The following is a 12114-nucleotide window of genomic DNA, read 5'->3' on the forward strand; positions in this document are numbered from 1 at the left end:
AGCTAACCAGGCCCTCCGTCCTTACCGAACAGCCTCATAGGTCAGGTCCAGGCACTTGCGGGCTTTCTCCACCAGTTCGTCGATCTCTTCGATACTGATCACCAGCGGTGGGGCGATGATCATGGTGTCGCCTACAGCGCGCATGATCAGGCCGTTGTCGAAGCAGTGCTGGCGACAGATCATGCCGACACCTTTGCCTTCATAACGGGCCCGGGTGGCCTTGTCTTTCACCAACTCGATCGCACCGAGCATGCCCAGGCCGCGCACTTCGCCTACCAGCGGGTGGTCGGCCAGTTCGCGCAGGCGTTGTTGCAGATAAGGCGCGGTTTTATCGTGCACCTGCTGGATGATCTGCTCGTCACGCAGGATCCGCAGGTTCTCCAGGCCTACCGCTGCCGCCACCGGGTGGCCGGAATAGGTGAAGCCGTGGTTGAAGTCGCCGCCTTCGCTGATCACCTTGGCCACCTCGTCACGCACGATCACCCCGCCCATGGGGATGTAACCGGAGGTCAGGCCCTTGGCGATGGTCATCAGGTCAGGCTTGAGGTCGTAATAATCGGTGCCGAACCACTCACCGGTACGGCCGAACCCGCAGATCACTTCGTCGGCGACGAAGAGGATGTCGTACCTGGCCAGGATTTCCTTGATCTTCGGCCAATAGGTCTGCGGCGGAATGATCACGCCACCGGCGCCCTGGATCGGCTCGGCGATGAAGGCGGCGACGTTGTCCACGCCAACTTCGAGGATCTTCTTCTCCAGTTGCTCGGCCGCCCACACACCGAAGTCGGCCTCGGTCATGTCGCCGCCTTCGCCAAACCAGTACGGCTGCGGGATGTGCACGACATCCGGGATCACCCCGCCCTGCTGGTGCATGCCACTCATGCCGCCCAAGGCGGCGCCCGCCACGGTAGAGCCGTGGTAGCCGTTGATGCGGCCAATGATGACCTTCTTGTTCTTCTGGCCCTTCAGAGCCCAGTAATGGCGGACCATGCGCAGCACGGTGTCGTTGCCTTCGGAGCCGGAACCGGTGAAGAACACGTGGTTCATGCCTTGCGGGGCCACCTCGGCGATCGCCTTGGCCAGCTCCAGCGCGGGCGGGTGCGCGGTCTGGAAGAACAGGTTGTAGTAAGGCAGCTGCTTCATCTGCTGGCTGGCGACATCGGCCAGCTCATCGCGACCATAGCCGACTGCCACGCACCACAGGCCGGCCATGCCATCGAGAATCTTGTTGCCCTCGCTGTCCCACAGGTACACGCCCTTGGCCGAGGTGATGATGCGCGGGCCTTTCTCGGCCAGTTGCCTGACATCGCTGAACGGGGCCAGGTGATGGTCGCGGCTCATGGTTTGCCAGGCAAGGGTCTGCGAATTCTGTTCACTCATTGACTTCACTCCATCAAAATGCGCAGCCGCGCTGCGAGGTATTTTTTACAGGTGGGAAAGGCCGCTGCTCAGGCAGACAGCAACAGCCTCTGGCGCAGTACCGAGCGGTGCCGGCAGGCCTTGCCAAAGGACTGGAAGATGGCCAGGTAATGGGGGTTATCCATGACCTGGAACTCGGGGTGCCATTGCACACCCAGGGCAAAACCCTTGCTGTTCTCGACCGAAATCGCTTCCACCAGGCCATCGGGCGCCAGCGCTTCCACCCTCAGCCCGGGGCCCAGTACGTCGATGCCTTGGCCGTGGATGGAATTGACGTCGAATATTGCCGGCAAGCCCATACGGTCGAGCATGCCGCCAGGCTCTACATGCAGGGTGTGGCGCGGCCCATATTGCTTGTCGAGGGGCTCATCCTTGCCTTCGCGGTGGTCCATGAACATGCCGGTCTCGTGGACCTTCTGGTGCAGGGTGCCACCCAGCGCCACGTTCATTTCCTGGAAGCCACGGCAAATGCCAAGTACCGGTACACCGGCGGCGATGGCGGCGCGCATCAGCGGCAACGTGGTGGCATCGCGCAGAGGGTCGTGATGGGTGCCCGCAGCACTGGCCGGGCCGTTGTAGTGGTACGGCTCGATGTTGGACGGCGAACCGGTGAAGATCAGCCCATCCACCACGTCAAGAATATCGGCGCTGTCCATCAGCTCACCGAGGCTGGGAATGACGATGGGCAGCCCACACGCCGCCTTGGCTGCCGCGCGCGCGTATTTCTCGCTGATGGTCTGGGTTGCATGCAGCTCAATCATGCTGGTGCATGCGGTAATGCCGATCACGGGCACACGTGGCATATCTTCCTCCGGCAAATCCATATTGCGCGTTGTATTGAAACGGTAGAAAGGGAGGGTGCAGCGTCGCTGTTCCAACCTCGGCACCTACAGGAACCAGCGGTATTCGCGGGCATCGATGTGGTGCATGAAGTCCAGTTGCTCCTGGTATTTGTTTTCGCAATAGACCATCACGAACTCGCTGCCCAGGCCTTCGTTGACCACCGGGTGGTGACGCATGGCGGCCAAGGCGCTGAGGGCATCCTTGGGGAAGTCGATGCCGCTCTGGCGGTTGTCGTTCAGCGGGGCGATGGGCTCCACGCCACGATCCAGACCATGCTCCATCCCGGTCAAAATGGCCGCCAGTACCAGATACGGGTTGGCGTCGGCGCCAGCGAGGCGGTGCTCGATGCGCAGGTTGCGCGGGTCGGACTCGGGGATGCGGATGCACGCGTCACGGTCTTCGAAACCCCAGCTGGCCTTGCTCGCCGCGTTGACCATGGCGCCATAACGTCGGTAGGCATTGTGGTTGGGGGCAAAGATCGGCATGCAGTGCGGCAGCAGCTCCAGGCAGCCTGCCACCGCATGGCGCAGCTTGCGCTGTTCACTTCCCGCCAGGATGTTATTGCCGGCGGCGTCGTACAGGCTGACGTGCACATGCATGCCGCTGCCTGGCGCGTCCAGGTAAGGCTTGCTCATGAAGCTGGCACGGTAGCCGTGCTTCATCGCGATACCGCGGGTACTGCGGCAGAACAGTGCCGACCAGTCCGCCGCACTGAGGGCATCGTCGCTGTGCGAGAAGTTGATCTCGAACTGGCCTGGGCCCAGCTCTGCGGTGATGACGTTCGCCGGCACGCCCTGCTCGTTGGCGCCATCGACCATCTCGTGCAGGACCGACGAGAAGCGCGACAACCGCTCGATGTGCATGTTCGGCTGATCGTCTTCATCCTCGGTTGCCGTGTCACGTGGGTACTGTGGCAGGCCGTTATCAAGCTTGCGGTCGAACAGGTAGAACTCCAGTTCGAACGCCACCACCGGGCGGATGCCACGCTTGGCCAGACGCTGAAGCACACGCGCCAGCACTTCACGGGGCTCGAATTCGATCGGCTTTGCGGTGCCGTCGGACGTGATCAGCATCTGGGCGATCACTTCCTTCTCCCAACGCACCGGTTTCAGCGTACCCGGCACCAGGCGCCGGGCGGCATCCGGGTCGCCGTCGGCGAAGCAATAGTCACCAATCGGGTAAAGGCCGCCCTGGGTCCCCAGCAGCACGCAGTTCTGCGGCAGCTTCAGTGGCGCACCGGCTGCGACTTTTTCCAGCATGTCCATGGGGTAGCGCTTGCCGTAGAAGTGCCCGGGGATGTCCAGCGCAATCAGGTCGACATAGCGAATTGCCGGGTGTTCTGCTCGGAACGAGCGCACTTCAGCCAGCAGGTCCGGAAAGATGACACTCATCTTCTTATCCTTGTGAGGTGAACGAATTCAATTGAAGACCCAGAGCACACGGGTGGTTCTGTCCGTCAGGTTGGCGTAACGGAACGGCGCATGGGGTTGCAGCTGGAAGCAGTCGTTGGCTTGCAGGGTCACGGCATCGCCCTGGTCCAGCCACACCGTGAGTTCGCCCTCGAGCACGAAACAGCCCTGCTCGGAACGGTCGCTCAAGTACGCCTCCCCACTGGTGGCGCCCGGCTCGAGAAGGCTGTCGAGCATGGAGAAAGCGCCTGCGATGGTCGGCGAAGCCAGCACGTCGGTGATGCCCGACTCCAGGTACAACGTGCGCCGCTCGTGGGGGCGCGTGACCCAGCCAATGCTGCGGGGCTTGCTCAGGTTGTAGAAGTACGCGGTTGATACGCCGAGCGCTTCGCTGATAGCGGTGAGGTCTGCCACGGTCGGGCGCGAAACGCCGCGTTCGACCTGGGAGAGGAAACCCACCGAGCGGTTGATGCGCTCGGCCAGTTCACCCAAGGTCAGGTTCTTGAATTTGCGCAGGTCGTGAATAAGGATCGCGAGGGCTTCAACCTCTTCGTGTCTCTTCATCGTTTCGGACTGCCGTGAAATTTTTAGACTTATTTTTCATGAAAATTTACATGAAAAATTTCACGCGTCAAGCTGAACAATGAAAATGTGCAGCCGCCAACAGAGGGCTTGCTGCGCAGCGTGGCGGATTGCCTGCGGTGGCGCGGGTTTCTTTACAGGCGCTCGGCGAGTAGCCTCGTGGGTGAATCCTCCAGCCCGACCCTGTCCATCGCCATGCCAAACGGTTTCCCTGATTTGCCCTCACTCAATGCGCTACGTGTGTTCGAAGTGGTTGCCCGCCACCTGAACTTTCGCCTGGCCGCCGACGAGCTGGGGGTGACCCAGGCGGCAGTTGCACAACAGATACGCGGGCTGGAAGCGAGCCTGAACCTTCGTTTGTTCGAGCGCCTGCCCCGGGGCCTGGCACTGACCGATGCGGGGCTGGGCTACAGCGGCAGCATTCGCAACGCCTTGGCGATGATCGATGAGGCAACCCGCCTGCTGCGGCCACAAGCGTCTCATCTGACGGTCAGCGTGACACCGACCTTTGCCTCCAAATGGCTCATTCCCCGGCTGGGCCGCTTTGCGCACAGCCATCCGGACATTGATTTACGTGTACTGGCCACAGATCGGCTGTCCCACTTCAATACCGACGGCGTGGATCTCGCAGTCCGCTATGGCAAGCCCGACATCGGCGCGGGTTTGAACAGCGAACTGTTGATGGAACAGCGTATCGTCGCCGTGGCCAGCCCAACGTTGTTCGAAGCCAGCAAAGTCCCCACCAGCTTCGAGCAGCTTCAAGCGTTCACCCTGCTTCACGATGCCCATGATTTCTGGCCTCGGTTCCTTGCACAACTGTTCCCGCAACACGGGCAAGCGACTGCCAAAAACCTGCGGTTCAACCAGACTTCATTGGCCATCGATGCGGCCATCAGTGGTCAGGGTATTGCGTTGGCAAGCCTGGCGTTCGTCAGTGATGACCTCGTCGCGGGCAGGCTGACCCAGGTCTTCGCTCAGCAACTCAGGCTCGATAAGTCGTTCTATCTGGTATGGCCACGAAAGTTGCAGCAGCCGGAGTCGCTAGGCATTGTCCAGCGCTGGCTCAAGCAACAAGCAGGCAATAGTTAATCTACTGCCTTGGTGAAGTTTAGCTGTCTCCCTCGCGGCCACGACTGCTGCTAATTTTAGTGCACCTAAGCATTAGGCCATTAACGTTCCGGAGGCAGCATGTCAGTAGAAAAAGTTTCGATCATCACAGCAGGTGGCAGTGGTATGGGCGCGGCTGCGGCACGGCGCCTGGCCGCTGACGGGTTCAAGGTTGGCATCCTGTCCTCCTCGGGCAAGGGCGAAGCGCTGGCTGCCGAGTTTGGCGGTGTGGGTGTAACAGGTAGCAACCAGTCGGTTGAGGACCTGAAACGCCTGGTCGATGTCGTGGTGGAAAAGTGGGGGCGCATCGACGTGCTGGTCAATAGCGCCGGCCATGGTCCGCGAGCGCCAATCCTGGAAATCAGCGACGAGGACTGGCACAAGGGCATGGACACCTATCTGCTCAATGTCATTCGCCCGACTCGCCTGGTGACGCCCTACATGCAGCGCCAGAAAGGGGGCGTGATCATCAACATTTCCACCGCCTGGGCGTTCGAGCCGAGTGAGCTGTTCCCGACGTCTGCAGTGTTCCGTTCGGGCTTGGCCGCATTCACCAAAATCTTCGCCGACCAATTCGCCGGGGACAACGTGAGGATCAACAACGTCCTCCCCGGCTGGATCGACAGCCTGCCGGCCACCGAACAGCGCCGCGACAGCGTGCCGCTCAAACGCTATGGCACCCGCGAGGAAATCGCCGCCACCATCGCGTTTCTCGCCAGCGAAGGCGCTGCCTACATCACCGGGCAGAACATCAAGGTCGATGGCGGCGTGACACGTAGCGTTTGATTGCCCGTTGGCCGCAGCATACGCAACGGCGACCCCCACCTCCTTCGAAGCTATCGGTCAGCGTCACCCTTGCTGGCCGGTGGCGGGTATTAGGTTAGCGAGACGGCGTGCCCATCTGCTGCTGATGCTGCATCATCTGATCCATCATCATCTGTTGCATTCCCATGTATCTGTCCATCATGTATTGGTGCTGCTTCATCTGCTCAGGCGTCATTCCGGCGTAATGGCTGCTCATCTGCCCCCAGCCCATCATGTGGCCGCTCCCCATCATGCGACCGCCCATCATGCCGCCGCAGCACCCCATCATTCCCTTCATCGTGAGCATTCCTTGCTGCATCATGGCCTGGTGATCTTGCATGAGTTTCTGGCGCTGGACTGGATCGGTAGTTTTGTGGATCAGGCTCATTTGATCCTGCATTTTTTTCAGATTTTCTTGAGCCTTCGCCATCTCCTGATCAAATTGCTCAATGTTCATCGACTGTTGAGTCGGCTCGGCGGCGCTGGAGGCCTGCTGGGCAAGGGTTAGAGCAGGAAAAAGAACACCCGCCAAAGCCAGGGCGACGAGTTTGGATGCTGTCATGGTTCAGATCCTTATAGGGAATGGCGGGCAGGGAATGGAACGTTGCTGTTCAGTATAGGTCTCGATTAAGGACGCAAACTGGTGCACGTTGAAAGGTGTCGCTGACACCTAAGCAAGTCGTGAGGGGCGCGCGCAAGCATTCATGGGCTACCGGCGCAAAGTTAAATAATGCGCCATCACCCAAACACTGTGTGTCGACAAGGGTTGTGCCGGCGGCGCCGATGGCAATCCAAACCGCCTCTTCGCGTGGAACGGCCCAACCTTCTGCCGTTCATGCTCGCCCCTGGCTTCATTTTTTAACGCGGGAGGATCGCCAAGAAGACCTCATGCGCATCATCAGGCGTAACTCAACCAAGCCGATGCGGCTTCGCCAGCGTCATTTCCACGCATCAAGACCGCCAGTAGGGTTCTCAGCTTTGCTTTTGAAAAACTCTCGTAAATGATCAACAAAATAAGCGACTTTCGCAGATAAATTCAGGCGTTCTAAATAGACAGCGTAAATGTCTGCCGGCTCGGTCTCATAATCGTTCAAGACTTCCACAAGCTGACCTGTACGTAGATAACCGGCCAGGTTTCATTCCGCTCGCATCAATATCCCATGCCCGTCCAGCGCCCAAGTCAACGCTACCTCTCCATCGTTAGTACTCAAGCTCCCGTGGACCTTGATGGCGTCGAACTGTTTGCCTTTAGACATACGCCATATCCCGAATGCGGATTCATTTTGACGCAACACGATACAGTTGTGCCGGACCAGGTCTTTTGCCGTCTCAGGAGTTCCGTGGGTACGTAAGTACTCAGGGCTTGCACACAAACGTCGGCGATTAACCGCTATTTTCCTGGCAATGAGCCTTGAATCAGGCAGTTCACCAAAACGGATCGCCACGTCAATTGCGTCATCAGGGAGATGGATAGGCCGGTCCGTCAGGTGAAGCTGAACTTCAACCTCTGGATAGCGCTTGGCGAAGAGTGAGATGGCTGGCCCTACATGGGTGCGGCCGAAGCCCAGCGGTGCATTCACGCGCAACAAACCCTTTGGCTCGGCCCTGCTGCTGGATACCTGCCGCTCCATCTCCTCGATCTCGCCGAGAATGCGTTTTGCATTGATCAGGTACGTCTCACCTTCGGCCGTGAGGCTGATGCTGCGCGTCGTTCGGTTCAACAAACGAACGCCAAGACGCTTCTCCAATTGCGCAAGCCGCTTGGTTACAGCGGGGGGAGTGAGGTTCAGCTCACGGGCTGTCGCTGCCAGGCTGCCAGCCGCCACCAACTGGCTGAAAAAAGCAAGTTCCGACACAGGATTCATAATTAACCTCAAGGAAATAATGTCTTAAATCTGAGTCTATTACACCACTCAGAAAAAACCATTACCTTAGGCCTGCCTGATTAACCACAAAAACGCTGGGCTATTTAGCTTTGCCGGTCTTGCCTGTCTGCCGCTTAGCCCAGTCGCCACATAAATCCGACTCACAACAATAATTCGGAGACGGCAATGGCCAAACGATGGATAAGTAAGCTGTATGTGCAGGTACTGATTGGCGTCTCAATTGGGGTACTGCTAGGCGTGCTCTGGCCGGAGGTCGGCGCAGACATGAAGCCACTGGGTGATGCCTTCATCAAACTGATCAAGATGGTTTTTGCACCGATCATCTTTGCAACCGTGGTTCTCGGCATCGCCAAAATGGAAAACATGAAGGAGCTCGGCCGTGTCGGTGCCCGGGCCCTGATCTACTTCGAGGTTCTCTCCTCTTTCGCATTGGTGCTGGGCCTGATCGTTGTGAACCTGGTGCAACCTGGCCAAGGCATGAACATCGACCCTGCCACCCTGGATAGCAATGCCATCTCTACCTACACCGCTGCTGCCGTTAGCGGATCGGGCGGCTTCACCGACTTCTTGTTGCATGTAATCCCCGGCAGCGTAGTGGATGCCTTTGCCAAGAACGAAATCCTGCAGATTCTGCTGTTCTCGACCTTACTCGGCATTGCGCTGGCCAATCTAGGAGAACGCGGCAAGCCCGTAGTCGATGTGCTCGAGTCGTTTTCTCACGGCATGTTCTACATCGTCGGCATGATGATGCGCATTGCTCCGCTGGCAGCCTGTGGCGCCATGGCTTTCACCGTCGGCAAATATGGCCTGGGCTCCATCGTTTCGCTGGGCAAGCTGATGGCAACTATGTACGTGACCTGCTTCCTGTTCGTGGTGATCGTTCTCGGCTCAATCGCTCGGATGTCTGGGTTCAGCTTGTGGAAGTTCCTCAAGTACCTGCGGGAGGAGCTGTTCACCGTATTGGGCACCAGCTCATCGGAGTCTGTTGTGCCACAAATGATGAACAAACTGGAGAAGGTCGGCGTCTCGAAACCGGTAGTAGGCCTGGTCATTCCTTCGGGGCTGACTTTCAACCCTGACGGCCAATGCATCTACTACACAATGGCGGCGATATTCATCGCGCAGGCAACAAATACCCCACTGACCCTCATGGACCAGCTGATCGTCCTGGGCGTGCTCCTGCTCACATCCAAAGGCTCTGCAGGCGTCACGGGTTCGGGCTTCATCACCCTGGCCGCAACCCTGGCCACCATGGACAACATCCCTGTAGCCGGCATGGTTCTGCTTCTTGGCGTAGACCGCTTCATGTCTGAGGCTCGCGCCATTACCAACACCATCGGCAACGCCGTGGGCACCATGGCCATCGCCAAATGGGTCGGTGCCCTCGATAGCACCAGGATGAATCAGGTCTTGGATGGCCAAGTGGTGGGCGAGCCAGAAAAAAGCGAATCACTGCCTTCGGCTGCCAAGCCTGCCATTGACTCTGACCCAAAAAACCTTGTGATGCACTGAGGAAGTAAACATGGAAACCGTAGACAAAGAAGCCGCTGTGGAATCGCTGACCGACGTCTTGGCGAAGTTCACCGCCTACATCGGCAAGCGCCTGCCCAAGGATGTAAAAGAAAAGACCGCCAAGCTGCGCGCAGCGGAAACCAACCCGCTGGCCATCGCCGTCTACGACTCGATGGCCGACAACCAGGATTACGCTGACAAGCTGAACCGCCCCAGCTGTCAGGATACCGGTGTGATCCAGTATTTCATTTCCGCCGGTGCACGCTTCCCGCTGCTGGGCGAAATGGAGGGCATCCTCGAGAACGCCACCAAGGAGGCGACCATCAAGGGCCCGCTACGCCACAACGCAGTTGAAACCTTCATCGAAAAGAACACCGGCACCAACACCGGCTCGAAGATCCCGTGGCTGGACTGGGAAATCATCCCCGATGCCGACTACGCCATTGTCGATGTGTACATGGCGGGTGGTGGCTGTACGTTGCCGGGCTCGGCCAAGGTGCTGATGCCAGGGCAAGGCTACGAAGGGGTCACAGAGTTCGTCTTCGATGTCATCACCTCCCGCGGTGTCAACGCTTGCCCGCCTTTGCTGGTAGGCGTGGGTGTATCGACCTCGGTCGAGACCGCGGCACGCCTTTCGAAAAAGGCCATCCTGCGCGAAGTGGATTCCAGCCATCCCAACGAAAGTGCAGCGATGATGGAGAAGCTGCTGGAGGAAGGCCTGAACGAAATCGGCATTGGCCCCCAGGGTTTGACGGGCAACAGCAGCGTGATGGGCGTGAACATTGAATCGTCGGCCCGACACCCCTCGACCATCGGCGTCGCGGTATCGACAGGTTGCTGGGCGCACCGCCGCGGCAAGATCCGCATCAATGCCGACCTCACTTATGACATCCTCTCCCATGAAGGCGTAGTACTGTGAAAAAGATCCTGACCACTCCAATAAGTGACGAAGATTTGGCAAGCCTGAACGTTGGCGACGTGGTTTACCTCACTGGCCAGTTGGTGACTTGCCGAGACGTTGCACATCGCCGGCTTATCGAGTTAGGCCGGGAGCTTCCTGTAAATCTTCGCGGCGGCGCGATCTTTCACGCAGGCCCCATCGTCAAGAGAAAGGACGATGGCAGCTTTGAAATGGTGTCGATCGGCCCGACGACTAGCATGCGCATGGAAAAGTTCGAGAAACAGTTCATTGAGCAAACTGGGGTAAAGCTGATCGTCGGCAAAGGCGGCATGGGCCCGGAGACCACCACGGGCTGCCTTGAGAACAAGGCGGTGCATGCAGTGTTTCCAGGCGGCTGTGCCGTCTTGGCAGCGACCCAGGTGGAAGAGATCGAACGCGCCGAATGGCAGGACTTGGGCATGCCGGAAACGCTATGGGTCAACCGTGTACGAGAGTTCGGCCCGCTGATCATTTCTATCGACACCAAGGGCAATAACCTGTTCGAGCAGAACAAAGCCCGGTTCAATGAACGCAAAGGCGCGGTGATCGAGAAGATCAATAGCCAAGTACGGTTCATCAAATAAGCGAATGGGCGGTGAAGGTGATCAACTCCACCGCCCAACACCGCCATCCCCTGCCCTCTCAACGTACTCGCTGAACGTCCAAAGTAGTGGAACGCGACGCGTCATACATCCCAAATACGCCCAGAGACAGCCATGCACAACCGCAGTCATCATCAATTGCGAAATGACTTCCGTGTTCTTCTCAACGGTCACGCTTGCCTGAGTACCGCTTCGGTTTTTGACCCTTTATCCGCACGCATCGCTTCGGATCTCGGCTTCGAAGTTGGCATACTGGGCGGCTCTGTTGCCTCCCTGCAAGTGTTGGGTGCTCCTGACATCGCTTTAATCACCCTTAGTGAATTCGCCGAGCAGGCCACCCGAATTGGCCGCGTGGCTAGCCTTCCGATAATTGCTGACGCTGATCATGGATATGGCAACGCCCTTAACGCCATGAGGACAGTTGTCGAGCTAGAACGGGCTGGGGTTGCAGCACTCACCATCGAAGATACCCTCCTGCCTGCCCGATTTGGCAGCGGTGCCCTGGAGCTGATCAGCACCGAAGAAGCCACCGGTAAACTGCGCGCGGCGCAAGAAGCAAGGATTGATAGCTCACTCGCCATCATCGCCAGAACCCACGCTGGTGTGCAGCCGCTACAGGACGTTATCCGTAGAACCAGGGAATTCGAGCGATCGGGTGCCGATGCGGTGTGCCTCGTTGGTGTGAAGGATGTTCATGAACTCGCCGCCATCGCCGATGGATTGACCCTTCCAGTGATGCTAATCACCTATGGCAACAGCGAGCTTCGGGATGCACCTGGCCTAGCAGAACTCGGCGTGCGCATCGTGGTGGATGGCCATCAAGCATACTTTGCCTCGGTTCAGGCCACCTATGAAAGCCTGCGCATACAGCGCCGTCGCCAGGTTAACGCTGACAAATCGGCCTCAACGCTCGTTGCTGGCTATTGCTTGCAAAACGAATATAAAGACTGGGCAGCAGAGTTCATGCTTTTCTCAAAGTAACAACTCAGCACTGTTGAACGCCCCTTTCC

11 protein-coding genes and 1 pseudogene are annotated in these 12114 nt (G+C 58.5%); 6 read left to right on the forward strand and 6 right to left on the reverse strand.

From position 1 onward, the window contains the following. Nucleotides 1–21 precede the first annotated feature (21 nt). The 4 genes from KW568_RS20075 to KW568_RS20090 all read right to left on the reverse strand — a co-directional run bounded on the left by KW568_RS20075 (nucleotide 22) and on the right by KW568_RS20090 (nucleotide 4235). On the reverse strand, nucleotides 22–1380 hold the full coding sequence (locus KW568_RS20075; protein WP_003248853.1) for an aspartate aminotransferase family protein: 1359 nt from the start codon (nucleotides 1378–1380) through the stop codon (nucleotides 22–24). A gap of 68 nt (nucleotides 1381–1448) precedes the next feature. Next, the gene (locus KW568_RS20080) at nucleotides 1449–2222 is read right to left on the reverse strand and encodes a gamma-glutamyl-gamma-aminobutyrate hydrolase family protein (RefSeq protein WP_004576759.1); all 774 of its coding nucleotides are present in this window, start codon (nucleotides 2220–2222) and stop codon (nucleotides 1449–1451) included. A gap of 84 nt (nucleotides 2223–2306) precedes the next feature. Then, nucleotides 2307–3653: a glutamine synthetase family protein gene (locus KW568_RS20085; protein WP_003248849.1), complete on the reverse strand. Its 1347-nt coding sequence runs from the start codon at nucleotides 3651–3653 to the stop codon at nucleotides 2307–2309. 27 nt (nucleotides 3654–3680) lie between these two features. Beyond that, nucleotides 3681–4235 carry a helix-turn-helix domain-containing protein gene (locus tag KW568_RS20090; protein WP_004576758.1) on the reverse strand — a complete coding sequence of 185 codons (555 nt, stop codon included), beginning with the start codon at nucleotides 4233–4235 and terminating at the stop codon, nucleotides 3681–3683. A gap of 213 nt (nucleotides 4236–4448) precedes the next feature. Between KW568_RS20090 and KW568_RS20095 the strand changes: the two genes are divergently transcribed. Together KW568_RS20095 and KW568_RS20100 are read left to right on the forward strand one after the other, a co-directional pair. Continuing rightward, nucleotides 4449–5342, forward strand: a complete 894-nt coding sequence (locus tag KW568_RS20095; protein WP_004576757.1) for a LysR substrate-binding domain-containing protein — start codon at nucleotides 4449–4451, stop codon at nucleotides 5340–5342. 99 nt (nucleotides 5343–5441) lie between these two features. Beyond that, nucleotides 5442–6146, forward strand: coding sequence for an SDR family oxidoreductase (locus KW568_RS20100; RefSeq protein WP_004576756.1), 705 nt, complete (start codon nucleotides 5442–5444; stop codon nucleotides 6144–6146). A 94-nt stretch (nucleotides 6147–6240) separates the two neighbouring features. Here KW568_RS20100 and KW568_RS20105 read toward each other — a convergent pair whose 3' ends face one another. Both KW568_RS20105 and KW568_RS20110 read right to left on the reverse strand, forming a co-directional pair. Then, the gene (locus tag KW568_RS20105; RefSeq protein WP_004576755.1) at nucleotides 6241–6726 is read right to left on the reverse strand and encodes a hypothetical protein; all 486 of its coding nucleotides are present in this window, start codon (nucleotides 6724–6726) and stop codon (nucleotides 6241–6243) included. A 376-nt stretch (nucleotides 6727–7102) separates the two neighbouring features. Then, nucleotides 7103–8029: pseudogene (locus KW568_RS20110) on the reverse strand (LysR substrate-binding domain-containing protein). A 186-nt stretch (nucleotides 8030–8215) separates the two neighbouring features. On the opposite strand from KW568_RS20110, the gene KW568_RS20115 reads away from it, so the two are divergent. The 4 genes from KW568_RS20115 to KW568_RS20130 all read left to right on the forward strand — a co-directional run bounded on the left by KW568_RS20115 (nucleotide 8216) and on the right by KW568_RS20130 (nucleotide 12085). Then, on the forward strand, nucleotides 8216–9562 hold the full coding sequence (locus KW568_RS20115; protein ID WP_004576753.1) for a dicarboxylate/amino acid:cation symporter: 1347 nt from the start codon (nucleotides 8216–8218) through the stop codon (nucleotides 9560–9562). A 10-nt stretch (nucleotides 9563–9572) separates the two neighbouring features. Further along, nucleotides 9573–10481, forward strand: coding sequence for a L(+)-tartrate dehydratase subunit alpha (ttdA, locus tag KW568_RS20120; RefSeq protein ID WP_004576752.1), 909 nt, complete (start codon nucleotides 9573–9575; stop codon nucleotides 10479–10481). Beyond that, nucleotides 10478–11086 (forward strand): L(+)-tartrate dehydratase subunit beta, encoded by a 609-nt coding sequence (ttdB, locus tag KW568_RS20125; protein WP_004576751.1) that lies wholly within the window; start codon nucleotides 10478–10480, stop codon nucleotides 11084–11086. Before ttdA ends, ttdB begins: the two co-directional genes overlap by 4 nt. A 132-nt stretch (nucleotides 11087–11218) precedes the next feature. After that, nucleotides 11219–12085, forward strand: coding sequence for an oxaloacetate decarboxylase (locus tag KW568_RS20130; RefSeq protein ID WP_004576750.1), 867 nt, complete (start codon nucleotides 11219–11221; stop codon nucleotides 12083–12085). Nucleotides 12086–12114 lie beyond the last annotated feature (29 nt).

The organism is Pseudomonas sp. HD6515 (assembly GCF_024971855.1).
In the GTDB taxonomy this organism is placed as follows: domain Bacteria; phylum Pseudomonadota; class Gammaproteobacteria; order Pseudomonadales; family Pseudomonadaceae; genus Aquipseudomonas; species Aquipseudomonas alloputida.

Bases quoted from the DNA above. Each gene is read 5' to 3' on its own strand.
- KW568_RS20080 (WP_004576759.1), bottom strand. From the start codon at position 2,222: ATGCCACGTGTGCCCGTGATCGGCATTACCGCATGCACCAGCATGATT.
- KW568_RS20085 (WP_003248849.1), bottom strand. From the start codon at position 3,653: ATGAGTGTCATCTTTCCGGACCTGCTGGCTGAAGTGCGCTCGTTCCGA.
- KW568_RS20115 (WP_004576753.1), top strand. From the start codon at position 8,216: ATGGCCAAACGATGGATAAGTAAGCTGTATGTGCAGGTACTGATTGGC.
- KW568_RS20100 (WP_004576756.1), top strand. From the start codon at position 5,442: ATGTCAGTAGAAAAAGTTTCGATCATCACAGCAGGTGGCAGTGGTATG.
- KW568_RS20090 (WP_004576758.1), bottom strand. From the start codon at position 4,235: ATGAAGAGACACGAAGAGGTTGAAGCCCTCGCGATCCTTATTCACGAC.
- KW568_RS20095 (WP_004576757.1), top strand. From the start codon at position 4,449: ATGCCAAACGGTTTCCCTGATTTGCCCTCACTCAATGCGCTACGTGTG.
- KW568_RS20105 (WP_004576755.1), bottom strand. From the start codon at position 6,726: ATGACAGCATCCAAACTCGTCGCCCTGGCTTTGGCGGGTGTTCTTTTT.
- KW568_RS20075 (WP_003248853.1), bottom strand. From the start codon at position 1,380: ATGAGTGAACAGAATTCGCAGACCCTTGCCTGGCAAACCATGAGCCGC.
- ttdA (WP_004576752.1), top strand. From the start codon at position 9,573: ATGGAAACCGTAGACAAAGAAGCCGCTGTGGAATCGCTGACCGACGTC.
- KW568_RS20130 (WP_004576750.1), top strand. From the start codon at position 11,219: ATGCACAACCGCAGTCATCATCAATTGCGAAATGACTTCCGTGTTCTT.